The organism is Tabrizicola sp. (genome assembly GCF_036781545.1).
GTDB lineage: Bacteria > Pseudomonadota > Alphaproteobacteria > Rhodobacterales > Rhodobacteraceae > Tabrizicola.
Genome location: NZ_DAIQAT010000032.1, coordinates 1 through 26,498 on the forward strand (window position 1 = coordinate 1; position 26,498 = coordinate 26,498).

Below are 26,498 nucleotides of genomic sequence, written 5' to 3' on the forward strand. Positions count from 1 at the left end.
GAGCAGAGCCAGACCGCCGTGCCGCCGATCGCTTCCAGCGTGGCGTTGGAGCGCAGGGGCGTGTTGTCCTCGGTGTGGCGGTAGGTGGCCCGCGCTCCGCCGATGGCCGATCCGGCCAAGGTCTTCATCGGGCCGGGCGAGATGGCGTTGACCCGGATCCGTTGCGGGCCGAGGTCGTTCGCCAGGTAACGGGTGGCCGATTCCAGTGCAGCCTTGGCGACGCCCATCACGTTGTAGTTGGGCACCACCTTGTTCGACCCCTGGAAGGTCAGGGTGATCAGCGCGCCGCCATCGGTCATCAGCGGTTCGGCGCGGCGGGCCACGTCGATGAAGCTGAAGCAGGAGATGTTCAGCGAGTTGAGGAAATTGCCCTTGGTGGTGTTGATGAAACGGCCGGTAAGCTCGGTCTTGTCCGAGAAGGCGATGGCGTGGATCACGAAGTCCAGCGACCCCCAGCGGCGGCCCACTTCGGCGAAGCAGGCGTCAAGGCTGTCTTCATTGGTCACGTCGACATCGATCAGGAAATCCGACCCGACCGAGGCGGCAAGAGGCTGCACCCGCTTGCCGAAGGCCTCGCCCTGGTAGCTGAAGGCCAGTTCGGCGCCCTCTGCCGCAAGGGACGAGGCGATGCCCCAGGCGATGGAGCGGTCATTCGCCACGCCCATGACAAGCCCGCGCTTGCCCTTCATCAGTTCGGCCATGATGCGTTACCCGAGGTATTTGGACATGACGAGGGTGGCGTTGGTGCCGCCGAAGCCGAAGCTGTTCGAAAGGACCGAGTCGAGCTTCACCCCTTCGCGAAGCTTGGTCACGATCTCGCCTTCGTCGAGCGCGGGGTCGAGCGTGACGACATTGGCCGAGGCGGCGATGAAATCGCCGTTCAGCATCAGCAGCGAATAGATCGCCTCCCACACGCCCGCGCCGCCGAGGCAGTGGCCGGTCAGCGATTTCGTGGAAGCAATGGGGGGCGTGCTGCCGCGCCCGAAGACGCGGCGGATCGCCTCGACCTCGGTCACGTCGCCGACCATGGTCGAGGTGCCGTGCGAGTTGATGTAGTCGATCCTGCGGTCTTCCGGCAGGGTCGAGAGCGCCAGCCGCATCGCGCGTTCGCCGCCTTCGCCCGAGGGGGCGACCATGTCGTAGCCGTCGGAGGTCGCACCATAGCCGGTGACCTCGCCATAGATCTTCGCGCCGCGGGCGAGGGCGTGCTCCAGCTCTTCCAGCACGACGATGCCGCCACCGCCCGCGATGACAAAGCCGTCGCGGTTGGCGTCATAGGTGCGGGACGCGGTTTCCGGCGCGTCGTTGTATTTCGAGGACATCGCGCCCATCGCGTCGAACAGGCAGGAGAGCGTCCAGTCCAGTTCCTCGCCGCCACCCGCGAAGACGATGTCCTGCTTGCCCATCTGGATCAGTTCGGTGCCGTTGCCGATGCAATGCGCGCTGGTCGAGCAGGCCGAGGTGATGGAGTAGTTCACGCCCTTGATCTTGAATGGGGTCGCAAGGCAGGCCGAGACCGTGGAGGACATGCCCTTGGTCACGCCGAAGGGGCCGATGCGCTTCGGGCTGCCGGTCTCGCGGACGATGTTGTGGGCCTTGAAGAACGACTTGGTGGACGGCCCGCCGGAGCCGACGATGATCCCGGTGCGGTCGTTGGAAATGTCGGTTTCGGAAAGGCCGCTGTCCTTCACCGCCTGGTCCATCGCGATGAAGGTATAGGCCGCGCCGTCGCCCATGAAGCGGAGATCGCGCTTGTCGATATGGTCTTCCAGCACGATGTGCGGCGCGCCGTGGACCCGGCAGCGGAAGCCATGCTCGGCATAGTCGGGAGAGAAGACGATGCCGGACTTGCCCGCGCGCAAGGACGCCTCGACCTCGGCGGCGGTGTTGCCGATGGACGAGACGATCCCGATCCCGGTGATGACGACGCGGCGCATGGGGCCTCCCTTGGTAACTCAAGGCCTGTTTAGGGCACAGGGGGTGAGGGGGCAAGAAGGTTGGGTGCCGGTCGCTCCGCGCGTGATTGCGCAGAATGTCGGGCCGCGTCGCTTTATGCACATAAAAGTGGCAAAAACCCATTCAATCTGCCTGGAAACTCAGCTAGTCGCACAGGGTCGGGCGTCGCCCGAGACATTCTGTCCAACCGCCCGAAAGTGCCGCGATGAACACGATTGATGAAAAGCTTCAGCCGATCCTGGCCGAGGTCACGCGCCGCAACGCCGGTGAGCCCGAATTTCACCAGGCCGTGCATGAAGTGCTGGAAAGCCTGGGCCGCGTGGTGGCCAAGCATCCGCAATACCTGGACCTCGCGCTGATCGAGCGGATCTGCGAGCCCGAGCGGCAGATCATCTTCCGTATCCCCTGGGTCGACGACAAGGGCAGGGTGCAGATCAACCGTGGCTTCCGGGTGCAGTTCAACTCGGCGCTTGGCCCCTACAAGGGCGGCATGCGGTTCCATCCGTCGGTGAATGTGGGGATCATCAAATTCCTCGGCTTCGAGCAGACCTTCAAGAACGCGCTGACCGGCATGCCGATCGGTGGCGGCAAGGGCGGTTCGGACTTTGACCCGAAGGGCAAGTCCGATGGCGAGATCATGCGTTTCTGCCAGTCGCTGATGACCGAGCTGCACCGGCATCTGGGCGAGCAGACCGATGTGCCCGCGGGCGACATCGGCGTCGGCGGGCGCGAGATCGGCTACATGTTCGGGCAGTACAAGCGGTTGAACAACCGCTACGAGGCGGGCGTCTTCACCGGCAAGGCCTTGGCCTATGGCGGGTCGCGCGCGCGGACCGAGGCGACAGGCTACGGCAACACCTATTTCGTGCAGGCGATGCTGGCGACGAAGGGCACCTCGTTCGAGGGCAAGAAGGTCGTCGTTTCGGGATCTGGCAACGTCGCGATCTACACGATCGAGAAGGTGCAGAGCTTCGGCGGCACGGTCGTTGCCTGTTCCGATTCCAGTGGTCATATCGTCGACGAGGCCGGGATCGACCTGTCGCTCTTGAAGGAGATCAAGGACGTCCGGCGCGAGCGTATCTCGGAATATGCCCGGCGCCGCGGCGCCGGGGTGCATTTCATCCCGGCCGACAAAGGCTCGGTCTGGGAGGTGCCCTGCCAGGTTGCCATGCCGTCCGCCACGCAGAACGAGCTGTCGGGCAAGGATGCCCGCTCGCTTGTGAAGAACGGCGTGGTGGCGGTGGGCGAGGGCGCGAACATGCCCTGCACGCCAGAGGCGGTGCGGGTGTTCCAGGAGGCGGGCGTGCTGTTCGCGCCTGGCAAGGCCGCCAACGCCGGCGGGGTCGCCACCTCGGCGCTGGAGATGCAGCAGAACGCCAGCCGCGACAGCTGGACCTTCGAGCAGACCGAGACGCGGCTGGCCACGATCATGCGCAACATCCACGACACCTGCCACGCCACCGCCGAGGAATACGGCGCTCCCGGCGACTATGTCCTGGGCGCCAACATCGCGGGCTTCGTCCGGGTCGCGGAAGCGATGCGGATGCTGGGGGTGATCTGAAGCAGCGGGATGTTCGGGGGCGGCTCGGGGGTGGCAATCTGCCCACCTTATCAGTGCCGATGTTTTTTATTTCTGGCGCACTGGTGAGGGAAAGCCATTCCACCGCTGCCCGCTTGACGTGTCGGGAGGCAAAGGCGCCGGGGCCTCCCGACCGGGGGCGGCCGGGAATGCTTTTGACAAGCATCCTGGTAGGCATACACTGTCAGACAAATGCCGACGGCTGTCTTTCGGAGCTGCAATGCCCATGTCTTCTACCCGATTTACCCTGCGTCTTGAGCCGGAACTCAAGCAGTGGCTGGAGGACGAGGCGCGGCGCCGTGACCGTTCGGCCGGCTGGGTGGCGAAGCAGGCTATCGAGAACATGAAGCGCGTCAGCGAGATGCGGGAGCAACTGATCGCGGAGGCAATCTGGGAGGCTGACAAGGGAGCATTTGTGTCCCGCAAAGCCGTGCATGACTGGATGGAAACCTGGGACACGGATCACGAGGCACCCGCGCCGCAGCCGGATATCTTCCTGAACAGAGCCTGAGTTGTGAAGCTCGTCTATGCAGCCAAGGCCCTGGAGGATATGGGCTGGTTTCGCCGCTACTATTCGACGGTCTTTCCCGAGGGAAAAGGAAACGCGCGCGACAGCCTGCTGCGGACCGAGGCGCTGCTGGCCGAGAGTCCCTTCATCGGCCATCCGACCACCGAAGGGTCCGAAGCGCGCGAATTTCCGGTGCTTCGGACGCCGTTCGTCCTGCTTTACCGGCTGAAGGCCGATCGCATCGAAATCCTGCGCGTCCTTGATTTGCGTGCCGAACGTTAGCTTCACGCCTCGCTTAGCGCGACCTTCATGTCCTTGACGATGTAGATCACCTCGCCGTCGGCTTCGACGATGCCGTCGGCGACGCCCATGGTCAGGCGGCGGGTCTGCAAGGCCTTGGTGAAATCCACCTTGTAGGTGAGCTTCTTGCGGTCGGGGCGGACCATGCCGGTCAGCTTCACCTCGCCCACCCCCAGCGCATAGCCGCGCCCCTGCCAGCCGCGCCAGCCGAGGTTGAAGCCGGTGAGTTGCCAGAGCCCGTCAAGGCCGAGGCAGCCCGGCATGATCGGGTTGCCGGGGAAGTGGCAGGCGAAGAACCAGAGGTCGGGGGTGATGTCGAATTCGGCGACGACATGGCCCTTGCCGTGCTCGCCCCGGTCTTCCGAGATGTCGGTGATCCGGTCCATCATCAGCATGGGCGGCGCGGGAAGCTGGGCGTTGCCGGGGCCGAAAAGTTCGCCCCGCGAACAGGCCAGAAGCGCTTCCTTGTCGAAGAAGGTCGGATACGACGCCATCCCTTGTGGTCCCCCATTTACCCCTTCACCCTCCCTAGCATTCGCGGGCGAAGACTGGCAAGTCTGGCGGGCTATTAGGGGGCGGGCATGACGGCATTGCAGCGGTTCATCGGTGCCAGCGGGATGACCAACCTGGCGGATGGGGTGGCGGTGGTGGCCTGGGGCTGGATCGCCTCGCTTCTTACGCGGGATGCGTTGCTGGTCGCGCTGGTGCCGGTGGCGCTGCGGCTGCCCTGGTTCCTGCTGGCGCTGCCCGCCGGGCTGGTGACGGACCGGGTCGACCGGCGGCGGCTGATCCTGGCGATGGATGCGCTTCGGGCGCTGGCCTTCCTGGGGGCGGCTTCGGCCCTGTGGGCGGCGCTGCCGCTGGCGACCGCCCCGGCCGAGGGGGTCTCGGCTCCGGTCCTCTACTGGTCCTTGCTGCTTGCCGCTTTCGTGGTGGGCGGGGCCGAGGTCTTCCGCGACAATGCGGCGCAGACCATGCTTCCCGCGCTGGTGCCTCCCGAGCGGCTGGAACGGGCGAATGGCCAGCTCTGGAGCGCGGAACTGCTGACGAACGCGTTGATCGGGCCGGCGCTGGGGGCGTTTCTGATCGGGCTGTGGCTGCCGCTTGCCTTCGGGCTGAATGCCGCGGCCTACGGGCTGGCGATCCTGCTGGTGGCGGGGCTGGCAGGGCAGTTCCGTGCGGCGCGAACCGACCGGCGCGGCTGGAAGGCCGAACTGGGCGAGGGGTTCGCCTTCCTGCGCGGGATGCCGCTGTTGCAGGTGCTGGCGGTGACGACGGGGTTCTGGAACCTGTTCCACCAGATGATCGTGATCGGGATGGTGCTGCACGCGCAGGAAAACCTGCACCTTTCGGCGCAGGCCTATGGGCTGACCCTTGCAGGGGGGGCGGTCGGCGGCATCGCCGGAAGCCTGATGGGAGAGCGGATCGCGGCACGGCTGGGCGCGGTGCGGACGATGCAATGGATGCTTGCGGCCTCTGGCCCCTGCTTCATCGCGATGGCGGTTGCGCCGGGACCCTGGACGCTGGGGCTGTGCTTTGCCGCGATGGAGTTCACCGGTCTTGTCTGGAACGTGGTCTCGGTCAGCACGAGGCAGCGGCTGATCCCGGACAGGCTTCTGGGTAGGGTGAACGGCCTTTACCGGCTTCTGGCCTGGGGGATGATGCCGGTCGGGCTGGTCCTGTCGGGGCTGGTGGTGTCGCTGGGCGAGGCTTTCCTGGCCCGCAGCCCGACGCTGGTTCTGCCATTCTGGGTGGCCGGACTGGGCTCGATTGCGGTTGCGGTGCTGGTCTGGGGGGCCATTCGTAACGGATTTGCTGCGATTTCACGCTGATCCCGTCGATTCCGCATTGAAACAGTCGGGTTTGCGGCCCTATATCAGGGGACGGCAGCCGTCGGGCAACCTTGGGGACGGGCATTTGACCGGAACGGAACGCAGCGCGGATTGGTTGAAGACGGGGGGCCTGCGCCCCACGCGGCAGCGGCTTGCGCTGGCCGAGCTTCTGATCGGCGACGGGATGGACCGGCATGTCACGGCAGAAAGCCTCTATGCGCTGTCGCTGGGCACCGGCGAACGGGTCAGCCTGGCGACGGTCTACAATACGCTGCGCGCCTTCTGCGATGCGGGTCTGATGAACGAGGTCGTGGTCGACGGCTCGAAAAGCTATTTCGACACCCGCATCGACGATCATCCGCATTTCTATTGGGAAGACAGCCATGCGCTGACCGACGCTCCGGCGGAAGAGCTGGAGATTTCTTCCCTGCCACAGGTGCCTCCGGGCATGGCGGTCAGCCGCGTGGACGTGGTGATCCGCCTGCGCAAGGCCTGAAGATCGGGTCAGAGCTAGCGCTCGTACTTCCGCAGCATGTCCTCGATCCCGCAGCGGTCCAGGCCGATGTCGTCGAGCAGGTGGTCGCCTGCCGTGCGCAGTGACCGCAGGGCGTCCCGTTCGGCACGCCAAGCCTGCCAGGCGCGATACCGGAAAACAATGGTCCGGAACAGGGCGGCGATCGACACGCCGGAAGCCTTCATGGGGAAGTCGTTGGCTATCCGGCGTGTCTGCGGCGCTGTGAAGCGCCGTGCCTTGGTCGGGGAAAAGGTCTGTATCTGTGACATTTGTTGAAAAGCCTGATGAAAAGTTATTCTGGTCTTGGCGCCGTAAATGACGCTGCGGCAGCTTTTGCCACCGACGCCCCGGTGGCGCCAGTTGCAATGCATGGTGACGGGTTGCGTTGGCTTGCGCGACGTTGCATCTGGTTGCACGGAAAGGGGGGCGAATGGATATCCCTCAGGATTTCGCCGGACGGCTGCGTCTGGCGCTGAAGCAGGCGAATGTCTCTCCTGCCGCGCTGGGCGCGGCGGTCGGGGTGGACAAGTCCGTGGTCTCGCGCTGGATATCCGGGCGGGTGCGCCCGACGCAGCACAATGTGGCGCGCATCGCGTCCGTGCTGGCGCAAAGCCTGCCGGGTTTCACGGTTATGGCCTTCGAGGCCCCCGCGCCGACGTTCCGCGCGCTGGTGCAGCCCGTCGTACCGGTAATCGAAGGTGAACCTGGCCAGAGCCTGCCGATCCCCTTTGGCCTGCTGGAGGCCGCACGGCGCGAGACGGGACGGCGGGGCGTGGAATACTTCGGCGCCTATCTCATGTATTACCGCGCCTTCAGCCAGCCCGAGAAGATCGCCCGGATGGCGCTGATGCTGCGCCCCGAGGACGGTCTGATCGGCGCCCGCTATGGGGCCGAGGGCTTTGCCTTCCAAGGCTGGGCCCTGCTGATGCTGAACCGGATGTATGTGATCCTGGCCGAAGAGCGGTTCGAGGCCATGGCCTTCCTGGTGTTGAACGCGGGCCAGCAGCCGAAGGCGCGGTTCATCACCGGCATTCTATCGGGTCCCGCGGAAGGGCTGCTGGTGCCCACCGCCTCGCCGGTCGTGCTGCAGCGCCAGCGCGACCTGACCGAGGACCCAGAGGCCGATCTGGCGGCGCATCTGGAGGACTGTCGGCTGGACCCGCTGATCGACCATGCCGAGGTGCCCCCGCCGGTGCGCCGCGTGCTGGATCAGGCGCTGGACGGGGTGCGGCCCTTGCTGCAGGTACCCTTCGCCACCGGCGGTGACGAGAGCTAGGACCCTAGAACCACTGGCCGGGCTCCATCAGCCCGAGGTCCATCAGCTGCTGGCTTTGCCAGTCGAACCGCACCGAATTGGGCCAGCGGAAGGTCGGGATCGCGTGCCGCGAGCCGGGATTGGTGCGAAGCGCCTTGGCGGTGCGGAAGGAACAGACGGCAGCGGTCAGGTTGTGGTGCCAGCGGCAGGAATAGGTGTTCATCTCCTCGTCCGAGAGCGTGAAGTCGGGCAGGAGCTTCAGCCCCGGCTTGGCGCGGAAAAGCGAGATGCGGTCGATGCGGCGCCTGGCGTGGGGGATGTGTTCCTCGAACCGCCAGCGCAGCCCGCCGAAGAAGTCGAGTTGCCGGTCCTTGGGCTGCCAGTCGTTCGCGGGATCCTTCCGGGCGAGGGCGTAATAGCCCTTCCGGTCGAGCCAGGCATCGTCCAGCGCCACCCCCTCCGGATTGTGGTCCAGGTCGCCCGCATAGAGGTCGATGACATAGGTCAGCATCGCCTCACGCCGTTCCTCGGCGTGGAAGGCAAGCATCTCGCGGATGCGGCGGGTCTCGAGGAAGGGGAAGAACAGGAATTCGGCGTTGTGGCAGTAGTGCAGCCAGGTGCCCGGAAGCCGGGCGATGACGGCGTTCACGGCCTGGATCAGCGCGCCCTCGGCGAAGACATCATGGGTCACGACATGGACGCGGTCTTCGAGGTCGGGCGCGATGGCGACGCTTGCGGGCGCTAGCAGCACCACATCGCGGAAGCCGCATTTCTGCTGGTGGGCCAGCGTCTCGTCCAGCGCGACACCGTCCTCGGCCAGGACCAGCGACAGGGGGCCGCGGCCGAGATCGGCGCGCTTGCGGTCAAGGAGGTCGGCAAGGCTGGGATAGCGCATCATGGGTCCGGTCGGCGTCGCGCGGCAGGGTCGGCGATCCGGCGGGCCGATGCAAGGTGTCGCGAAGGTATCGGGATCGGTCGGCTGCGGTTGACTGCCAACACCACGGCGGAGTGAGACTGGACGAAAACCGGGAGGATGGAATGGACGAGGCTCAGACCGGCGGGTGCCTGTGCGGCAAGGTGCGCTTCGTCACGACGGGACCCTTGCGCGAAGTGATCTTCTGTCACTGCTCGCAATGCCGGAGGCAGTCAGGTCTGTATTTCGCGGCGACCAGCGTGGCGGCAGAAGCGCTGGACTTGTCGGGCGCCGAGCACATCACCTGGTTCGCGGCCTCGGACTTCGCCAGGCGGGGCTTCTGCGCCACCTGCGGGACGATCCTGTTCTGGAAGCCGAATGCGGAAGCGCGCTACGCCATCCTTGCCGGGTCCTTCGACCGGCCGGAATGCCTGCACCCGGGCTATCACATCTGCACCGCGGGGCGACCGGAGTTCTACCGGATCGACGATGGCCTGCCGCAATACGCGGGAGACGGGCCGGACGTGGCGACAGCGGCGGGGTGATCGCGGCGTTGCCGGTCGGGGCGGATGGGTGTAGATGCCCGGTCCATCCCCTGATGGTGCGACCCGCATGACCGATGTGAAGAAGCTCTACGTCAAGACCTACGGCTGCCAGATGAACGTCTACGACAGCGAGCGCATGGCGGAAGCCTTGGGCGCGAAGGGCTACGTCACGACCGATGTGGTGGAAGAGGCCGACATGGTGCTTCTGAACACCTGCCACATCCGCGAGAAGGCGTCGGAGAAGCTGTATTCCGACCTCGGGCGCCTGCGCGCGCTGAAGGCGGAAAGGCCGGGGATGAAGGTCGGCGTCGCGGGCTGCGTGGCACAGGCCGAGGGCGAGGAGATCCTGCGCCGGTCGCCGGTGGTGGACCTCGTGGTTGGCCCGCAAGCCTATCACCGCCTGCCGGCGATGATCGAGGCAGAGGGGCGGCAGGTCGACACCGACTTCCCGGTCGAGGACAAGTTCACCCTGCTGCCCGAACGTAAGGCCCTGCGCGGGCCGACGGCCTTCCTGACGGTGCAGGAAGGCTGCGACAAGTTCTGCGCCTTCTGCGTGGTGCCCTATACCCGCGGGGCCGAGGTCAGCCGCCCCGTCGCGCGCCTGCTGGACGAGGCGCGGGGGCTGGTCGCGCAGGGGGTGCGCGAGATCACGCTTCTGGGCCAGAACGTCAACGCCTATCACGGCGAGGGGCCGGGGGGCACCTGGGGATTGGCGCGGCTGGTGCGGGAACTGGCCGGGATCGAGGGGCTGGCCCGCATCCGCTATACCACCAGCCACCCGAACGACATGGACGCGAGCCTCATCGCCGCGCATGGCGATCTGCCAGAGCTGATGCCCTACCTGCACCTGCCGGTGCAGTCGGGGTCGGACCGCATCCTGAAGGCGATGAATCGCAAGCACACCGCCGAAGCCTATCTGCGGCTGATCGAACGCATCCGGGCGGCGCGGCCGGATATCCTGCTGTCATCGGATTTCATCGTGGGCTTCCCCGGCGAGACGGATACCGATTTCCAGGCGACGCTGGACCTGATCCGCGCGGTCGGCTTCGGGGCGGCCTTCAGCTTCAAATATTCCGCGCGGCCAGGCACTCCAGCAGCCGAAAAATCCCCCGTGCCCGCCGATGTGGCCGACGCAAGGCTGCAGGAGCTGCAGGCGCTGATCACCGAACAGCAGCGCGCGGCGCAGGAGGCGATGGTCGGGCGCGAGGTGCAGGTGCTGTACGAAAAGCCGGGACGGAAGCCGGGCCAGATGGTCGGCAAGTCCGATCACCTGCATGCGGTGCATGTCCAGGACCCGGAGGGCCGGATTGGACAACTGGTCCGGGTGCGCATCACCGCCTCGGCCTCCAATTCCCTGGCGGCGGAGTTGGTTGCCACCGCCGCCTGAGTCATTTTTCCGTCACAGTCGCGAGAAAAACGTCGAATCCGCCGAATTGATCTGTGGATAACCCGGCGTGGCCTGTCCAACCCGTCTCGTTGTGCGATTCGATCTGCTTTATTGCTCGACAGGGGCTGACTCGGGCCACGTGATCGGGAGTGGGGGATTGATGGCATTAGGGAGCATGCTTCGGCACGCACTGGCTGCGGCTGTGGTCTGCGGCGGCGCGATCCTCGCACCGATGGCGATGGCGCAGGACGGTCCCGCAGTCTCGGGCAAGATCGAATGGGGCCTGTGGATCGATGCCGATGGCTGCCAGCACTGGTGGGCCGACGGGGGAACCGAAGGCTACATGGTGCCACGCCGCGATCCGAAGACCGGAAAGCCCGTCTGCCTGAAGCAAACCAGCTGCCTGACCGAGAGCGCCGACACCTATTTCGCCACGGCCAGCGCCACCCTGACCGCAGCGGGCCGTGCGAAGCTGGAAGACTATTTCAGCCACACCGATGCCTTCTCTTATTCCATCGCCGGCCATACCGACAGCCGCGGCTCGGAGGAATATAACCAGGGCCTGTCCGAGGCTCGCGCCGCGGCGGTGGCTGATGTGGCGCGCTCGGTCGGCGCGGTGGTCGATAGCGTGACCGGTTATGGCGAAAGCCGGCCCGCCGCGACGAACGGGACGGCCAAGGGCATGGCGAAGAACCGCCGTGTCGAAGTGCTCTGCAAGAAAGGCTGACCGATGATGCTTGCAGATAGACTTGACGCCGACCGTCGCGGCATGGCTCCGGTGCCCGTCGCGGCACTGGGGCTTGCCCTTGCCCTGTCAGGCTGTGGCCTGTTCGAGGGGTTCGAGGGCACGCAACGCTATTCCGGGCCGGATTCGGTGATCGCGACGGCCGAGGATCACGGTCACGACTCCGGGGGACTGGTCGATGGTGAAGCCGCCATTGCCTATGATCCTGACGGTTGCCAGGTCTGGATCATCGACGACGGGATCGAGGGTTATTCCAGCCCACGCTTCGACCCCAAGACCGGGCTGCCGGTCTGCGACGACAAATATCCCCCCGGCACGGTGATCGGCGTCTACGAGACCCGCAGCGCCGGTATTCGCGACCGGGTCTCGGGCCCGGCGAAGATCAAGCCCAGGCTCTGATCCTTGACCGACAGGAAAGATGGCCCCGGCAGTGCCGGGGCCTTTTCCTTGCGCAGCTTCTGGCCGGGCGTCATGAAATTTCCATGAAGTGACGCAACAAATTGTGTCTGTCTCTGGTTTCGCTTGCCAGATGACGTATCCGGCTGCACAGTTTTATTGTGGCCCTGATAAAAGGAGACCCCGTTGGGCATCAGCGCGCTGACCCCCCCGTCCGCCGAGGATATCGTGGAAACTGTCCTCGAATTTCCTGACAACCGATTGCTGATCGATCTCTGCGGCGAATTCGACCGCAACCTCGCGCAGATCGAGCATCAGATGGGGGTGCATGTCCTGCGGCGCGGCAACCGTCTGGCGGTGATCGGCGACAAGACGGCCCGGGAACAGGCCGCGGCGGTGCTGCGCTCGCTGTATGCCCGGCTTGAATCGGGGCGCAACGTGGCGGCTGGCGACATCGACGGCGCGATGCGGATGGGCCGTCCGGTGGATGCCGACAGCGCGGAACAGATCGAGCTGTTCTCGACGGGTATGGAACTGCGCACCCGCAAGAAGCCCATCGAACCCCGGACCGAGGCGCAGAAGGCCTATGTCGCGAACCTGTTCCAGCATGAGCTTGGCTTCGGCATCGGCCCGGCGGGGACGGGGAAGACCTATCTCGCGGTGGCGGTCGGCGTGACCATGTTCATCTCGGGCGCGGTGGAGAAGATCATCCTTTCGCGCCCGGCGGTGGAGGCGGGCGAACGCCTCGGCTTCCTGCCCGGCGACATGAAGGAGAAGGTCGATCCCTACATGCAGCCGCTCTACGACGCGCTGAACGATTTCCTGCCGTCGAAACAGGTGGAAAAGCTGATCCAGGAGAAACGGATCGAGATCGCGCCGCTGGCTTTCATGCGCGGTCGGACCCTCTCGAACGCCTTCGTGGTGCTGGACGAGGCGCAGAACGCCACCTCAATGCAGATGAAGATGTTCCTGACCCGCCTGGGCGAGGGCAGCCGGATGGTGATCACCGGCGACCGGACCCAGGTCGACCTCCCGCGCGGCACGGCCTCGGGCCTTGCCGATGCCGAGCGCATTCTGAAGGGGGTGAAGGGCGTCAGCTTCAACTATTTCACCTCGAAGGACGTGGTGCGTCACCCGCTGGTCGGCCGGATCATCGAGGCCTATGAGGCCGACGAAGCGCAGGGGTGAGGGGCGGTTATCGGGCGGAGCGCTGGCGCGCGAGGCTTTTGTCTCGTCGTCGGCCTTCGCCTCCTCCTCGGGCGATGGGGGTTTCACCCCCAAACCCCCAGAGTGTTTCGGAAAGAGCAAGGGCTGGCGGGGTTGAGCCGGTCGGGGCTTCAGGCTAGGGCCGGACGCATGGAACTGGTCGAGACGGTGATCGAGGACGCGCGCTGGGAGGCCTTCGGGCTGGAGGCTCTGGCCGAGTGCACCGGGCGGGCGGTTCTCGCCGGGCTGGGCCTGCCTGTCGAGGGTTTCGCGATCAGCCTGATGGGCTGCGATGATGCGCGGATCGCGGTGCTGAACGGTGATTTCCGCGGCAAGCCACAGCCGACGAATGTGCTGAGCTGGCCCTCTGAAGAGCTGGGAGCGGACTTCGCGGGCGAGGCGCCGGAGTTGCCGGAGCCCGGCGCGGCGGACGATCCCGAATCCCTGGGCGACATCGCGATTGCCTGGGAGACCTGCGCGCGCGAGGCGGAGGAGCAGGGCAAGCCGATGGCCGACCATGTGACTCATCTGATCGTGCATGGGGTGCTGCATCTTCTGGGCTATGATCATATCGAGGACGCGGATGCCGCGCTGATGGAGACCCTGGAAGTGCGGATACTTGCCAGCCTCGGGGTTTCTGACCCATATTAGGGATCGCATCCGCATGACGGGTGGTTTTTCGGACAAAGGACCGATGGGCAGTAGCACCGACGGGTCTCCCGCAGCGCAGAGCGCGCAGGTAGAGACCGATGAACCCGCCTCTGAGGGCCAGCGCGGCTTTTTCGGCAGGCTCCTTTCCGCTTTCAGTTCCGGGTCCGACGCGACCGCTTCCGACGTGGCGCCCGGCACCGTTGCGGCCCCGCAGGGGCTGAACGCGCTGCGGCGGATGCGGGTGGACGATGTGGCGATCCCGAAGGCCGAGATCGTGGCGGTGCCCTTGGACATCGGCAAGGACGAGCTGGTCCAGGTCTTCCGCGACCACGGTTTCAGCCGGGTGCCGGTCTACAAGGGCACGCTCGACCACCCGCAGGGGCTGGTGCTCTTGAAGGACCTTGCCCTGCAGCACGGCTTCGGGGCGACGGGGCGGTTCAGCCTGAAGCGGCTTCTGCGCCCGATCCTTTACGCGCCGCCGTCGATGCCGACCGGCGTCCTTCTGCAGAAGATGCAGAAGGAGCGCGTCCACATGGCGCTGGTGATCGACGAATACGGCGGGGTCGATGGCCTCGTCACCATCGAGGACCTGATCGAGACGGTGATCGGCGAGATCGAGGACGAGCATGACGAGGACGAGGGCGCGCTCTGGAAAGAGGAGAAGCCCGGCGTGATCCTGGCGCAATCCACCGCGCCCCTGGAGGAGATCGAGGCCGCGCTGGGCATTCCCCTGCGCGCGGGCGAGGAGGACGAGGAGATCGACACGCTGGGCGGCCTCGTCTTCCTGCGCTCGGGCCGGGTACCGGCGCGGGGCGAGGTGATCGGCCATGAAAGCGGCGCCCAGTTCGAGATCGTCGATGCCGACCCGCGACGGATCAAGCGGCTGCGGGTCCGGCTGCCGGTGCCGGGTTCCGCGTGACGCATGATTGACGGCTGGCTGACCGGCTGGCGCGGCGCGGCGCTGGCGGCGGGGCTCGGGGCCATGGCCGCCCTGGGACAGGAGCCCTGGGGGCTATGGGGCGCGACGCTGGCCGCGCTGGCGGCGCTGGTCTGGCTGCTGGACCGGATGCCCGACGCCCGCGCGGCTTTCTGGACCGGGCTGCTGGCCGGGGCGGGCTATTTCGCGCTGGCGCTGAGCTGGATCGTCGAGCCCTTCCTGATCGACACCGCGGCGACAGGCTGGATGGCGCCTTTCGCCGTGGTCGGGCTGTCCTTCGGCCTCGCCCTCTTCTGGGCCGCGGCGGCGGTTCTGGCGCGGCGCTTTCCCAACCCCGCCCTGGGTTTCGTCGTCGCCTTCGTTGCGCTGGAATGGCTGCGCGGCGTGGTCTTCACCGGCTTTCCCTGGGCGATGCTGGGCCATGTCTGGATCGGCACTCCCGTCGACCAACTGGCCGCGCTGGGGGGCCCCTCGCTCCTGAGCCTCGTCACCCTGCTTGCCGCCGCTCTGCCGGCCCTCTGGCGCTGGAAGGGCGCGGCCGGATCGGCGCTGATCCTTGCCGCGGCCTTCGGCTTCGGGCTCTGGCGGCTGGACCAGCCCTTGCCGGAGCCGCGCCCGGGCAGCCTGCGGCTGGTGCAGCCCAATGCCGAGCAATCCGCGAAATGGGAGGCCGCGCGGGCGCAGGAATTCCTCGACCGTCTCTTGATGCTGACCGCAAAGGACGGCCCGGCAGACCTGACGATCTGGCCCGAGACGGCGGTGCCCTACATGCTGGAATATGCGCCGGAAGTGGCCGGGATGATCACCGCGGCCTCGGGCGGCAGGCCGGTGGCGGCGGGCATCCAGCGCGAGGAGGGCGAACGGTTCTACAACAGCCTGCGCGTGCTGGAGGGCGAGGGGGTCGAGACCGCGCGCTACGACAAGGCGCATCTGGTGCCTTTCGGGGAATACATCCCTTTCGGCGACCTGGCCTATGCCTGGTTCGGGCTCAAGGCCTTCGCCGCCCAGGCAGGCAACACCTATTCCGCCGGGCCGGGGCCGCGCGTGCTGGACCTTGGCCCCTTCGGCAAGGTGTTGCCGCTGATCTGTTACGAAGCGATCTTCCCGCGTGACGTCAACGCCGTCCCGACGCGGCCCGACTGGATGCTGCAGATCACCAACGACGCCTGGTTCGGTATCCGTACCGGACCGTTCCAGCATTTCGCGCAAGCAAGGCTGCGGGCGATCGAACAGGGGCTGCCCCTGATCCGGGTGGCGAATACCGGGGTCACCGCAGTGGTCGATGCCCATGGCCGGGTGGTGCAGGAACTGCCCTTCGGCACGATGGCGGCGCTGGACACGCAGGTCCCCGGCGCCCTGCCGCCGACACCCTGGTCCCGCTGGGGCGACGGGCCGCTGGCGCTGTTGCTGGCGGGCCTCTTCGCCGTCGCGTTCAACCCAAGGCGGCGCGCTGCCCATTGACGGGGCCTCCCCTCCCGTCTAGGCAGGCGCATCTTGAACCCCCACAACGGCTTCCTGGCGTGGCGGGATGAACCCAACGGAGCACTTTCCATGAGCCGCAAGGATTACGTCTTCACCTCGGAGTCCGTCTCCGAGGGCCACCCCGACAAGGTCTGCGACCGCATCTCGGATGCCGTCCTCGACGCCTTCCTGAAGGAAGAAGCGAATGCGCGCGTCGCCTGCGAGACCTTCGCCACCACCAACCGCGTGGTCGTGGGCGGCGAGGTCGGCCTGTCGTCGAAAGAGGCGACCAAGGCGATGATGGGCCGCATCGAAGGCATCGTCCGCGACTGCGTCAAGGACATCGGCTACGAGCAGAAGAAGTTCCACTGGGACAAGATCAAGGTCCACAACTATCTGCACGAACAGTCCGCCCACATCGCGCAGGGGGTGGACCGCGACGGGGCGGGCGACCAGGGCATCATGTTCGGCTACGCCACCCTTGAGACGCCGGAATTCATGCCTGCGCCGATCCAGTATGCCCATGCCATCCTGCGCCGCCTGGCCGAGGTGCGGAAGTCCGGCGCCGAGCCGACGCTGGGGCCGGATGCGAAAAGCCAGCTGACGCTGCGCTATGCCAATGGCAAACCGGTGGAAGTGACCTCGATCGTGCTTTCGACCCAGCACACCTCCAAGCGGCAGACCTCTAAGGTCATCCGCAAGATCGTGGAACCCTATATCCGCGAGGTGCTGCCCGAGGGCTGGATCACCCGCAAGACCGAATGGCATGTGAACCCGACCGGGACCTTCGTGATCGGCGGCCCGGACGGCGACGCGGGCCTGACGGGGCGCAAGATCATCGTCGACACCTATGGCGGGGCCGCGCCGCATGGCGGCGGGGCGTTCAGCGGCAAGGACCCGACCAAGGTCGACCGCTCGGCGGCCTATGCGGCCCGTTATCTGGCGAAGAACGTGGTCGCGGCCGGGCTGGCGGAACGCTGCACCTTGCAGCTCAGCTATGCCATCGGCGTGGCGAAGCCCCTCTCGATCTATGTCGACACCCACGGCACCAGCCAGGTCGAGGCTTCCCGCATCGAGAAGGCGGTGGCCGAGGTGATGGACCTGACGCCGCGCGGCATCCGCACCCATCTGGACCTGAACCGGCCGGTCTATGCCCGGACCTCGGCCTACGGCCATTTCGGCCGCGCGCCAGAGGCGGATGGCGGCTTCAGCTGGGAACGCACCGATCTGGTCGAGGCCCTGAAGAAGGCGGTCTGAGACCACCATCAGCGCGGGATGAAAGGGCGGCGCGGCCGCCCTTTTTTCATTCAGGCTGCCCGATGGTGCGCAGCGGTTCGGCGATTGCTGCGCGTGGTTGGTTGAGGGGTGCCCTTATCCTTGCACCAGCACGGGCTTCGCGGCCCGCCGGATCGCCTCGGTCAGCGGGCTGAGGGCCGGAGCGGCGAGACGGGTGAACTGCCAGTAGAGCGCCACATCCAGCGGAGTGTCCGGCGCAAGCTCGACCAGGGCCCCCGAGGCGAGATGCGGGGCGATCAGCGGTTCGGGGTTCATGCCCCAGGCGAGGCCGTGAAGGCAGGCATCGACAAAGGCCTGTGACGAGGCCATTCGGTGGGTGGGCAGGACCGGGCGCACCAGTCCGCGCTGGGTGGCCCAGCGGGTTTGCAGCTGGTCCTTGTCGGAAAAGGTCAGTCCGGGCGCCGTTGCAAGTGCCTCGGGCGTAAGGCCCTGCGCGAACCAGCGGGCGGCGAAGTCCGGGGATGTGGTCGCGCGGTAGCGCAACGCGCCGAGGGCGATCGTGTCGCAGCCTTGCAGCGGGCCGGGATGGGCGGTGATCGCTGCGACGACCTCGCCACGCCGGAGCCAGTCCTGGCTGACATCCTGGTCGTCGATCACCAGATCGAAGAGCAGGCCGTCAGTCGCAGCCAGCGCCGGGATGACCCAGGTGGCCAGGCTGTCGGCATTGACAGCAATCCGCAGCATGGCCGGGCCGGGGGCGGCGAGGCCGGGCAGATCGTCGGCGAGGGTGCGTTCGAGGAGGGCGACCTCGTCGTGGTGGCGGATCAGCCGCAGCCCGGGCTCGGTCGCCTGGCAAGGCTGGCCGCGCCGGATGAGAAGGGTGCCCGTCTGCTCCTCCAGCGCCTTGATCCGCTGCGAGATGGCAGAGGGGGTGACATGCAGCTCGGTCGCCGCAAGATCGAAGGCGCCCCGACGGTGGACGGCGGCAAGGGCGGCAAGCTGAGCCGGGTCGAGCATTAACGGGCCTTAATCCAAGACAGGAAGATTAACTGGATTTTGCAACCTGCCCCGGCTAGCCGTCAAGCGGGGCAGGAGAGTGGTGATGATCGAGGCGGCGGTAAACGGTTACCTTGTATCGGTGAGCCTGATCCTGGCGATCGGGGCGCAGAATGCCTTCGTGCTGCGGCAGGGTCTCAGGCGGGAGCATGTGGCGGCGGTGGTGGCGGTCTGCGCCCTGTCCGACGCGGTACTGATCGCGGCGGGGGTGGCGGGGTTCGGCGGCCTGAGCAAGGCAGTCCCCTGGTTCGGTGAGGCGATGCGCTGGCTGGGGGTGGTGTTCCTGCTGGTCTACGGGGCGCTTCGGTTCCGGGCGGCTCTGCGGGGCGGGGAGGCGTTGAAGCCGTCCGAAAACGCGGCGGCGCCCTTGGGGAAGGTGCTGGCGACCTGCCTGGTGCTGACCTGGGCCAACCCGCATGTCTACCTGGATACGGTGGTGCTGATCGGGTCGATCTCGGCCCAGCACGCGCCGCATCAAGTGGCCTTCGGGGTGGCGGCGGTCTGCGGCAGCCTGAGCTTCTTCACCGCGCTGGGGTTCGGGGCGCGGCTTCTGGCGCCGGTCTTCGCCCGCCCCGCGGCTTGGGTCTGGCTGGAGATCGGCGTGGGGGTCACGATGTGGGCCATCGCGGCGGGGCTGGCCTTCAGAGGCTGAGGGTGCCCGCGCGCGGGCAGGGCTTCACGGTATGGGAAATCAAGGGGTTGGCTGCGGGCGTTAGGAATTTGTTAGGGCCTTGATGCCAGCTTTCGGGCCATGTCCCGCTACATCCGCTCCCGCGTCCCGGTGTCTCGGTTTTCTTCACCGTCACCCTGGCCGACCGTCGGTCGCGGGTGCTGGTCGATCATGTCGGCGCGTTGCGTGAGGCCGTGCGGCAGACCATGGCAGAACGCCCGTTCCGGATCGACGCCTGGGTGGTGCTGCCGGACCACCTCCACGCGGTCTGGACGCTGCCGGAGGGGGATGCGGATTATTCGGTTCGGTGGCGGTTGATCAAGGCGCGGTTCTCGCAGGAGCTGCCGGTGGGCCGGTTGCGCAACAGCCACGAGGCGCGGCAGGAGCGCGGGGTCTGGCAACGCCGGTTCTGGGAACATCATCTCCGCGACGAGGCCGATCTCGCGGCCCATATCCGGTATTGCTGGTGGAACCCGGTCAAGCACGGGTTGGCCGACAGGCCGGAGGATTGGACATTTTCGTCGGTCCATCGAGATGTCCGGGACGGCCGGTACGGGTGGTGACGTCCCGTAGGGTGCGCGATTTCACGCACCATGGTGGGTGTGTCGTGGCGGTGTCGGGTTTGAAATGTCGCGCATGGGGGAAGGGGGATGGTGCGTGAAATCACGCACCCTACGGCTCGCTGTTATGTTGTGAACGGATGTAACCGTCGCTCAGGTTTCGGCGACGTGGGGGCTTAGCTCAACCCCCTCGACGCCCGCCATATGCAGGGCGGCAACCAAGGCGTCGGAAAAGAACAGACGTTTGAACCGGTTGTCCCACCACATCGCGCGGCCGGTGATCCGTTCGCGATGGACGGAAAGCTGTAAAGGGCCACCCATCTTTCGCTCGTAATACCACAAGTCCGGATGGGTTTCTTCCGGGAGCGGCCGTTTGATCTTGATCATTGAGTTTGCCGGATCAATCGCATCCACGCTGGTGCAGCAATTCAGTAGAAGCTGCGGTCGCGGCAGCGGTTTGCCATCGGCCTTCATCGTGATCTCGATCGGGTGGAACCGATGCACCCCTGGCTCCAAAGCCTCGACCGCGGAAACCGCGCGATCATCGACCGCGATTCCATTCACGCAGTTGACGAACCCGTGAAGCGGCATCTTTTCGTCTGTTACAACATACCGGCGGGGCACGATCTCCGGCGGCAACGGAATGCCGGCAATCATGCCCCGCGTGTTGCGAGCGCTGTTGAATGCCCGAAGGGCGGTATCATCGTCCAGGCATTCGACATTTGCCCAGTATTTGTGCCCGAGCGAACTTTCCGCTATGTATGCCAGGTTTGCTCCTTCAGTTCCTTTGGAGGTCTTAGAGATCTTACCTCGGCGCTGCGCCCATCTTCTCCAGCATCTCCGGCTCGACAAGCCCGGCGATCTGGGGATGCAGTCGGAGGTCGCCCTCCTTCACCACCTGCCGGAAGTTCGCGATCACCCGGCCTGTGGTCTTGCGGTCGGGTGCGATGACATCCAGCAGCCAGTTGATCGACCCGCTCTGCCAGTCCTCGGGCTTCAGGCGGATCGGGAAGGTCCCCGCCTTGATCTGGTCGCGGATCTTCAGGTCAACCTGCTCGCTGACCGAGGCCCAGATCGCGAAGCCCGCGACGTCGGTCAGCATCCCCGGCTCGTCCTTAGTCGGACGTGCGATGGCGATCCGGTCGCGGATCAGGGGTAGGGTGCGCGATTTCACGCACCGGGGCCGGGTTTGAAATGTTGCGCGGGTGGGGACGGGGATGGTGCGTGAAATCACGCACCCTACGGGTTGCCGGGGCGGGGTGTGGCCGCTCAGCTGGGCATCATCGGTCGTCGCGACCGGAGCGGTCGGGGTGGGCATGTCGGGGACTCCTGTCCGGGAGAAAGTGAGGGGAAGCGGGGCCGGAATGCAACTCGGAGTAGCAAGCATGGGGTGGGTCCAACCCTCCGCGCCTTGAAAAACCAAGAGCACCGCGCCCTCGACATCCGGACCTGCCAGGAGCGGTGGGGTGGCACGCAGCTTACGGTTACCCAGAACGGAAGCCTGCCCGCGACCGGCCGATCTGGCGCTAGCATCGCGCGGATGGTGGCGCTAAGGCATGAGGCGCCGGTGCGGGTAGCAAGGCGGTGTGGCAGTCGGGGGACAAGGCGATGGCAGAGGACATGCGGCACTGGACGGCGCGGGAGCGGCCTTCTGTTCCGGTGATCGAGGGGCGCTATGTGCGGCTGGAGCGGCTGGATGCAGCGCGCCATGGCGAGGGGTTGTACGAGGCCTCGGACACGGTCGACGCCGACCAGAAGTTCCGCTGGTTGCCCGAGGCCCCGCCCGCGGACCGGGAGAGTTTTGCCGCCTGGGTGGCGAAGGTGGCGGCGAGCGAGGATCCGTTGTTCTATGCGGTGATCGACAAGGCCTCGGGCAAGGTTGCCGGGCGGCAGACGCTGATGCGGATCGATGCGGCCAACGGGGTGATCGAGATCGGCAACATCTACTGGGGACCGCTGATGGCGCAGCGCCCTGCGGCGACCGAGGCGCTGTTCCTGTTCGCCCGGCATGTCTTCGACGACCTGGGCTACCGGCGGTTCGAGTGGAAGTGCAACGACGACAACCTGCCGTCGAAGAAGGCGGCGGCGCGGTTCGGCTTCACGGCGGAAGGGGTGTTCCGGCAGCATCTGGTGGTGAAGGGGCTGAACCGGGATACGGCCTGGTTCTCGATCATCGACAAGGAATGGCCGAAGCTGCGGCAGGCCTATGAGGGCTGGCTGTCGCCTGCGAATTTCGACGCCGGGGGGCGGCAGAAGCGGCGGCTGGAAGAGGTCCGCGCGGAGGTCGGGGCCTGAAGTCATGCGTGCTGTGCAGGCAAGCGACCTGGGGCGGCCCCTGGAGGGCGCGCTCTGGATGGCGGGGGCGGGGCTGTCCTTCGTGGGGGTGAACGGGATCGTCCGATACCTTGGGACGGAGCTGCCCGCGGCGCAGTCGGCCTTCATCCGGTTCGGGTTCGGGTTGATGTTCCTGCTGCCTGCTTTGTGGGCGGTGCGGGGGATGCGGTTTGCCCCCGGGGTGGGGCGGATGTTCCTGGGGCGCGGGGCGCTGCATGTGGTGGCGGTGATCCTGTGGTTCTACGCCATGGCGCGGGTGCCGGTGGCGGAGATGGCGGCGATCGCCTTCCTGGGGCCGGTCATGGTGCTGGTGATCGGCGGGCTGCTTCTGGGCGAGGGCTTGGGGGCGCGGCGGATCGCGGCGGTCTGCGTCGCGGTGGCGGGCGGGCTGATCGTGCTGCGGCCGGGGGTGCGGGAGCTGTCGCTGGGGCATCTGTCGCAGCTGGGGGCGACGGTGTTCTTTTCCATGAGCTACATCATCGCCAAGCGGCTGAGCCGGGAGGCCCCGGCCTCGGCCATCGTGGCGGTGCTGTCGCTGACGGTGACGCTGGGGCTTCTGCCGCTGGCGCTGGCGCAGTGGCAGCCGGTCAGGGTGGAGCAGGTGGCATGGCTGGCCTGCGTGGCGGCGCTGGCGACGCTGGGGCATTACGCGATGGCGCGGGCGTTCCGGGCGGCGCCGCTGGCGGTGACGCAGCCGGTGACCTTCCTGCAGCTGATCTGGGCGGCGATGCTGGGGGCGCTGGCCTTTGGCGAGCCGGTGGAGCCCTGGGTGCTGGCGGGGGGCGGGCTGATCATCCTGGCGATCAGCGCGAACACTTGGGCCGAGGCGCGGCGGGACCGGGTGGGACCGGCGGCGGCGGACGATCTTTAGGAGCGGTGCAGCCTGCGCGGACGCGTGGCGGCGCGTCCGGCGGGAGTATTTGGCAAGGAGCAACTGTGGTCTCCCGGGGGGTGTTGCGCCGGGCGGCGGGGGTGCGCGCGGGGCGGTGAGCGGGCGTTGAGGGAGATTCCCTAGGGTCCCCCGCCAAGGCGTTCCCGCGGAGGTTCCTGATGCCCGACGATACGACGATCCTGTCGCTGCCCCTGATCCTTCCGGCGCAGGCGCAGAAGCATGTCACCCATAACGAGGCGCTGGCGAAGCTGGACCTGATGGTGCAGCTGGCGGTGCTGAACCGGACGCTGACCGCTCCGCCGCCGCTGCCCACCATCGGCGACCGGCATATCGTGGCGGCAGGGGCGACGGGGGCCTGGGTCGGGCAGGCCGGGCGGATCGCGATGTTCACGCAAGCGGGGTGGCAGTTCACCCAGGCGCTGCCGGGCTGGCAGGCCTATGTGATGGCGGAAAGCCAGATGGCCTTCTTCAACGGGCTCAGCTGGATCGCGCTGTCGGACGGGCCGTTCACGGTGGGGCGGCTGGGGGTTTCGGCCACGCCGGATGCGACGAACCGGCTGGCGGTGTCGGCGCCTGCGACGCTGTTCAACCATGCGGGATCGGGGCACCAGCTGAAGCTGAACAAGGCGGTGGCGGGCGATACGGCGAGCCTGTTGTTCCAGACCGGGTTCGGCGGGCGGGCCGAGATGGGGACGGCGGGCGCGGATGATTTCAGCGTCAAGGTTTCGGCGGATGGCTCGGCCTGGTCGGTGGCGCTGGTCGCAGGTGCCGCGACGGGCGAGGTGACGCTGCCGCAGCCGGTGCATCTGGGGGGGCAGGCGGCAGACCCCGGTGCGCCGGTGGACGGGACGCTGTGGCTGAACACGGCGACGGGCGAGGTGAAGGTGCGGTCGGCCGGGGTTACCCAGGTGATCGGCGGCGGCGGAGCGGGCGTCGGCGACGGCGACAAGGGGGATATCACGGTCTCGGGGTCGGGAACGGCCTGGACCATCGACGCGGGCGCGGTGTCCCTGGGCAAGCTGGCGGACATGGCGACGGGCACGGTGCTGGGCCGCGCCTCGGCCGGGACGGGCAGCCCGGAGGCGTTGGATGCGGCGCAGGCGACGGCGCTGCTCGATACGTTCACCGGCGCGGCGAAGGGCCTGACCCCGGCTTCGGGCGGGGGTACGGCGAACTTCCTGCGGGCCGACGGCACCTGGGCTGCGCCTGCGGGTGGCGGTGGCGGTACGCCGGGTGGGGCGAGTGGCGAGCTTCAGTACAACAACGCCGGAGCCTTTGCCGGCGCGGCGGATGTCAGGATCGAGGGCGGGCAGCTGCGCCTGCCGGTGATCGCGAGCCCCACAGCCCCGGCGGCGGGCGGGGTGAAGCTTTACGGCGGCACCCTGGCGGGGATGCAGCTGCCGGAGTTCCGTGGGACCACGGGCGGCGAATGGCTGGTGCAGCCACATCTGGGCTTCGGGCAGATCAGCATCTTCGAGCCGGCCGCCGGGACCACGGTGACGAACCTGGGGCTTTCGCCGGTGGCGGTAGGGACTGCCTCGAGTTCGGGCCTGGCGACGACGACGCGGCGCGAGCGGCTGCGCCGGATCGAATATCTGGTGACGACGGCGGCGACGACGGCGGTCGCGGGCTGGCGGTCGAACGCGAACAACTATTCGGTCGGCGGAGTGAGCGCCTGGGCGGGCGGGTTCTATGCGGTGATGCATGCCGGGCCGTCGACCGGGGTCACGAACGCGAGCCATCGCTTCTTCATGGGGTTCCTGAGCAACGCCGCGACGCCGACCGACGTCAATCCTTCGACGCTCTTTCGGATGGTGGGGCTGGGCTATGACGCGACCGACACCCAGGTGCAGATCATGTCCAACGACGCGACGGGCACGGCCACCAAGATCGCGCTGGGCGCGTCGTTCCCGAAACCGAACGTCGACCGGGTCTTCACCTACCGGCTGGAGCTGTATTCTCCGCCCGGCTCGCCCCAGAGCGTGAGCTATCGCGTCACCCATCTGGAGGCCGGGGCCGTGGCCGAGGGGACGCTTACGGCCGACCTGCCCGCGACCTCGGACATGCTGCAGCCCTACTTCTATGTCAGCGTGGGTGGCGTGTCCTCGGTGGTTGGACTGGCGCTTGGCAAGATGCTGATCGGAACGGAGTATTGAGATGACACTGCACGTCCTGTTCACCAAAGACGGCATTCCCGCCTGGATCGGTCCGGACCCGCGCGAGGGCAGCGAGCCGGTCGAGGACAAGTCCGTCGCGTTCCTGGCCGGGCATCGGCGGACGGCGAAAGGCAACTGGGTGGCGCGCGCGGTGCCGGAGCCGGTTCCGCCGTCGCCAGAAGAGCTGGCCGAGCGGGCAGAGGCCGACTATCGCGCCGCGCTTTCCGACCGCGACCAGGCGCTGCGCGAGGCGCTGGTGGCAGAGGCCGACCCGCTGTTCTTCCGCTGGCAGCGCGACGAGGTGCCGAAGGAGGAGTGGCTGGCCGCTGTGGCCGAGGTCAAATCCCGCTTCCCCAAGCCCCGGAAGCCCTGAGCCCTGCGGGGCCTATCCCCCCGGGGCGCGGGCCCCGTCTTCCGTCGCGCCCTGCATCGTTTGACAGCCTGTCCGGCCCTGCATAGACATGCCGCTGACCCAGATGGGAAGGCGGCACGATGCGCATCGCGATGATCGGGACGGGGTATGTCGGGCTGGTCTCGGGCGCCTGTTTTTCCGATTTCGGGCATGAAGTGGCCTGCGTCGACAAGGACCCGGCCAAGATCGAGCGGCTTCAGCGCGGCGAGGTGCCAATCTTCGAGCCGGGCCTGCAGGCGCTGATCGCCAAGAATGCGGCGGCGGGCCGGTTGTCGTTCTCGACCGATCTGGCGGCGGCGGTGGACGGGGCCGAGGCGGTGTTCATCGCCGTCGGCACGCCGACCCGGCGCGGCGATGGCCATGCGGACCTGACCTATGTGATGGCGGCTGCGGCAGAGATCGGACGGGCGCTGACCGGCTATGCGGTGGTGGTGACGAAGTCGACGGTTCCGCTCGGCACCAACCGCAAGGTGGCCGAGGCGTTGAGCGCGGCCAATCCGGCGGCGGCCTTCGATGTTGCCTCGAACCCGGAGTTCCTGCGCGAGGGGGCGGCGATCGACGACTTCATGCATCCCGACCGGGTGGTGGTAGGGGTGGAGACGGGACGGGCGCGCAAGGTGATGGCTGAATTGTATCGGCCGCTGTCGTTGCGCGAGTTTCCGATGGTCTACACCAGCCTCGAAAGCGCCGAGATGATCAAATACGCGGCCAACGCCTTCCTCGCGACCAAGATCACCTTCATCAACGAGATCGCTGCCCTGTGCGAAAAGGTCGGGGCGGATGTGAAGACGGTGGCGCGCGGCATCGGCATGGACGGGCGCATCGGCGACAAGTTCCTGCATGCGGGTCCCGGCTATGGCGGCAGCTGTTTTCCGAAAGATACCAAGGCTTTGGCGCGGATCGGGCAGGACCATGCGGCACCGATGCAGATCGTCGAGGCGGTGATCAAGGTCAACGACGAGGTGAAGCGGCGGATGATCGACAAGATCGTCGACCT

The 26,498-nt window shown here is 67.0% G+C and carries 30 protein-coding genes and 1 riboswitch; of the genes, 22 read left to right on the plus strand and 8 right to left on the minus strand.

Going from position 1 to position 26,498, the window contains the following annotated elements; genetic code table 11:
* Both V7Q39_RS07635 and fabB read right to left on the minus strand, forming a co-directional pair.
* A partial coding sequence (locus tag V7Q39_RS07635) for an enoyl-ACP reductase FabI (RefSeq protein ID WP_333815962.1) occupies positions 1–701 on the minus strand: 701 nt, incomplete at its 3' end.
* Positions 702–707: 6 nt separating this feature from the next.
* On the minus strand, positions 708–1,937 hold the full coding sequence (gene fabB / locus V7Q39_RS07640) for a beta-ketoacyl-ACP synthase I (protein WP_333815963.1): 1,230 nt from the start codon (positions 1,935–1,937) through the stop codon (positions 708–710).
* A gap of 224 nt (positions 1,938–2,161) precedes the next feature.
* Between fabB and gdhA the strand changes: the two genes are divergently transcribed.
* From gdhA to V7Q39_RS07655, 3 genes are all read left to right on the plus strand, one after another.
* Positions 2,162–3,517 carry an NADP-specific glutamate dehydrogenase gene (gene gdhA, locus V7Q39_RS07645; protein WP_333815964.1) on the plus strand — a complete coding sequence of 452 codons (1,356 nt, stop codon included), beginning with the start codon at positions 2,162–2,164 and terminating at the stop codon, positions 3,515–3,517.
* A gap of 244 nt (positions 3,518–3,761) precedes the next feature.
* On the plus strand, positions 3,762–4,046 hold the full coding sequence (locus V7Q39_RS07650) for a CopG family ribbon-helix-helix protein (protein WP_333815965.1): 285 nt from the start codon (positions 3,762–3,764) through the stop codon (positions 4,044–4,046).
* Between the two features lie 3 nt (positions 4,047–4,049).
* Positions 4,050–4,325 (plus strand): type II toxin-antitoxin system RelE/ParE family toxin, encoded by a 276-nt coding sequence (locus V7Q39_RS07655; protein ID WP_333815966.1) that lies wholly within the window; start codon positions 4,050–4,052, stop codon positions 4,323–4,325.
* Between the two features lie 2 nt (positions 4,326–4,327).
* Here V7Q39_RS07655 and fabA read toward each other — a convergent pair whose 3' ends face one another.
* Positions 4,328–4,837, minus strand: a complete 510-nt coding sequence (gene fabA, locus V7Q39_RS07660; RefSeq protein WP_294977754.1) for a bifunctional 3-hydroxydecanoyl-ACP dehydratase/trans-2-decenoyl-ACP isomerase — start codon at positions 4,835–4,837, stop codon at positions 4,328–4,330.
* 87 nt (positions 4,838–4,924) lie between these two features.
* On the opposite strand from fabA, the gene V7Q39_RS07665 reads away from it, so the two are divergent.
* Both V7Q39_RS07665 and irrA read left to right on the plus strand, forming a co-directional pair.
* Entirely contained in the window at positions 4,925–6,175 is a 1,251-nt protein-coding gene (locus V7Q39_RS07665) for an MFS transporter (protein ID WP_333815967.1), read from the plus strand.
* Positions 6,176–6,260: 85 nt separating this feature from the next.
* Positions 6,261–6,671, plus strand: coding sequence for an iron response transcriptional regulator IrrA (irrA, locus tag V7Q39_RS07670; protein WP_333815968.1), 411 nt, complete (start codon positions 6,261–6,263; stop codon positions 6,669–6,671).
* 14 nt (positions 6,672–6,685) lie between these two features.
* On the opposite strand, the gene V7Q39_RS07675 is transcribed toward irrA, so the two are convergent.
* On the minus strand, positions 6,686–6,958 hold the full coding sequence (locus V7Q39_RS07675; protein WP_333815969.1) for a DUF1127 domain-containing protein: 273 nt from the start codon (positions 6,956–6,958) through the stop codon (positions 6,686–6,688).
* A gap of 161 nt (positions 6,959–7,119) precedes the next feature.
* On the opposite strand from V7Q39_RS07675, the gene V7Q39_RS07680 reads away from it, so the two are divergent.
* A complete protein-coding gene (locus V7Q39_RS07680; RefSeq protein WP_333815970.1) occupies positions 7,120–7,965 on the plus strand; it encodes a helix-turn-helix domain-containing protein in 846 nt (281 codons plus the stop codon).
* Positions 7,966–7,969: 4 nt separating this feature from the next.
* Here V7Q39_RS07680 and V7Q39_RS07685 read toward each other — a convergent pair whose 3' ends face one another.
* The gene (locus V7Q39_RS07685) at positions 7,970–8,839 is read right to left on the minus strand and encodes a hypothetical protein (protein WP_333815990.1); all 870 of its coding nucleotides are present in this window, start codon (positions 8,837–8,839) and stop codon (positions 7,970–7,972) included.
* 143 nt (positions 8,840–8,982) lie between these two features.
* Here V7Q39_RS07685 and V7Q39_RS07690 point away from each other — a divergent pair, with 143 nt between their 5' ends.
* From V7Q39_RS07690 to metK, 9 genes are all read left to right on the plus strand, one after another.
* Positions 8,983–9,402, plus strand: coding sequence for a GFA family protein (locus tag V7Q39_RS07690; RefSeq protein ID WP_333815971.1), 420 nt, complete (start codon positions 8,983–8,985; stop codon positions 9,400–9,402).
* A 67-nt stretch (positions 9,403–9,469) separates the two neighbouring features.
* Positions 9,470–10,789 (plus strand): tRNA (N6-isopentenyl adenosine(37)-C2)-methylthiotransferase MiaB, encoded by a 1,320-nt coding sequence (miaB, locus tag V7Q39_RS07695; RefSeq protein WP_333815972.1) that lies wholly within the window; start codon positions 9,470–9,472, stop codon positions 10,787–10,789.
* A 175-nt stretch (positions 10,790–10,964) separates the two neighbouring features.
* Complete coding sequence (locus tag V7Q39_RS07700) at positions 10,965–11,516, plus strand: OmpA family protein (protein WP_333815973.1); 552 nt, start codon at positions 10,965–10,967, stop codon at positions 11,514–11,516.
* Between the two features lie 42 nt (positions 11,517–11,558).
* Positions 11,559–11,933: a hypothetical protein gene (locus V7Q39_RS07705; RefSeq protein WP_333815974.1), complete on the plus strand. Its 375-nt coding sequence runs from the start codon at positions 11,559–11,561 to the stop codon at positions 11,931–11,933.
* A 183-nt stretch (positions 11,934–12,116) separates the two neighbouring features.
* The gene (locus V7Q39_RS07710) at positions 12,117–13,118 is read left to right on the plus strand and encodes a PhoH family protein (protein ID WP_333815975.1); all 1,002 of its coding nucleotides are present in this window, start codon (positions 12,117–12,119) and stop codon (positions 13,116–13,118) included.
* Positions 13,119–13,286: 168 nt separating this feature from the next.
* Positions 13,287–13,787: an rRNA maturation RNase YbeY gene (ybeY, locus tag V7Q39_RS07715; RefSeq protein ID WP_333815976.1), complete on the plus strand. Its 501-nt coding sequence runs from the start codon at positions 13,287–13,289 to the stop codon at positions 13,785–13,787.
* Between the two features lie 43 nt (positions 13,788–13,830).
* Positions 13,831–14,706 (plus strand): transporter associated domain-containing protein, encoded by an 876-nt coding sequence (locus tag V7Q39_RS07720; RefSeq protein WP_333815977.1) that lies wholly within the window; start codon positions 13,831–13,833, stop codon positions 14,704–14,706.
* A gap of 3 nt (positions 14,707–14,709) precedes the next feature.
* On the plus strand, positions 14,710–16,185 hold the full coding sequence (gene lnt / locus V7Q39_RS07725) for an apolipoprotein N-acyltransferase (RefSeq protein WP_333815978.1): 1,476 nt from the start codon (positions 14,710–14,712) through the stop codon (positions 16,183–16,185).
* A gap of 35 nt (positions 16,186–16,220) precedes the next feature.
* Positions 16,221–16,269: riboswitch (SAM-SAH riboswitch) on the plus strand.
* 6 nt (positions 16,270–16,275) lie between these two features.
* Positions 16,276–17,442, plus strand: coding sequence for a methionine adenosyltransferase (metK, locus tag V7Q39_RS07730; RefSeq protein ID WP_333815979.1), 1,167 nt, complete (start codon positions 16,276–16,278; stop codon positions 17,440–17,442).
* Between the two features lie 114 nt (positions 17,443–17,556).
* Here metK and V7Q39_RS07735 read toward each other — a convergent pair whose 3' ends face one another.
* Entirely contained in the window at positions 17,557–18,438 is an 882-nt protein-coding gene (locus V7Q39_RS07735; protein WP_333815980.1) for a LysR family transcriptional regulator ArgP, read from the minus strand.
* An 85-nt stretch (positions 18,439–18,523) separates the two neighbouring features.
* On the opposite strand from V7Q39_RS07735, the gene V7Q39_RS07740 reads away from it, so the two are divergent.
* Both V7Q39_RS07740 and V7Q39_RS07745 read left to right on the plus strand, forming a co-directional pair.
* Positions 18,524–19,129: a LysE/ArgO family amino acid transporter gene (locus V7Q39_RS07740; RefSeq protein WP_333815981.1), complete on the plus strand. Its 606-nt coding sequence runs from the start codon at positions 18,524–18,526 to the stop codon at positions 19,127–19,129.
* Positions 19,130–19,305: 176 nt separating this feature from the next.
* Positions 19,306–19,710, plus strand: a complete 405-nt coding sequence (locus tag V7Q39_RS07745; RefSeq protein ID WP_333815982.1) for an REP-associated tyrosine transposase — start codon at positions 19,306–19,308, stop codon at positions 19,708–19,710.
* Positions 19,711–19,860: 150 nt separating this feature from the next.
* On the opposite strand, the gene V7Q39_RS07750 is transcribed toward V7Q39_RS07745, so the two are convergent.
* Both V7Q39_RS07750 and V7Q39_RS07755 read right to left on the minus strand, forming a co-directional pair.
* The gene (locus V7Q39_RS07750; protein ID WP_333815983.1) at positions 19,861–20,364 is read right to left on the minus strand and encodes an imm11 family protein; all 504 of its coding nucleotides are present in this window, start codon (positions 20,362–20,364) and stop codon (positions 19,861–19,863) included.
* 148 nt (positions 20,365–20,512) lie between these two features.
* The gene (locus V7Q39_RS07755; protein ID WP_333815984.1) at positions 20,513–20,881 is read right to left on the minus strand and encodes a toxin-activating lysine-acyltransferase; all 369 of its coding nucleotides are present in this window, start codon (positions 20,879–20,881) and stop codon (positions 20,513–20,515) included.
* Between the two features lie 434 nt (positions 20,882–21,315).
* Here V7Q39_RS07755 and V7Q39_RS07760 point away from each other — a divergent pair, with 434 nt between their 5' ends.
* From V7Q39_RS07760 to V7Q39_RS07780, 5 genes are all read left to right on the plus strand, one after another.
* Positions 21,316–22,002, plus strand: a complete 687-nt coding sequence (locus tag V7Q39_RS07760) for a GNAT family N-acetyltransferase (protein WP_333815985.1) — start codon at positions 21,316–21,318, stop codon at positions 22,000–22,002.
* A 4-nt stretch (positions 22,003–22,006) separates the two neighbouring features.
* On the plus strand, positions 22,007–22,912 hold the full coding sequence (locus V7Q39_RS07765) for a DMT family transporter (RefSeq protein ID WP_333815986.1): 906 nt from the start codon (positions 22,007–22,009) through the stop codon (positions 22,910–22,912).
* 179 nt (positions 22,913–23,091) lie between these two features.
* Positions 23,092–25,089: a DUF2793 domain-containing protein gene (locus tag V7Q39_RS07770; protein WP_333815987.1), complete on the plus strand. Its 1,998-nt coding sequence runs from the start codon at positions 23,092–23,094 to the stop codon at positions 25,087–25,089.
* A gap of 1 nt (position 25,090) precedes the next feature.
* Positions 25,091–25,462: a hypothetical protein gene (locus V7Q39_RS07775; protein ID WP_333815988.1), complete on the plus strand. Its 372-nt coding sequence runs from the start codon at positions 25,091–25,093 to the stop codon at positions 25,460–25,462.
* A gap of 119 nt (positions 25,463–25,581) precedes the next feature.
* Positions 25,582–26,498: UDP-glucose dehydrogenase family protein (locus tag V7Q39_RS07780; protein WP_333815989.1), on the plus strand; the 917-nt coding region annotated here is incomplete at its 3' end.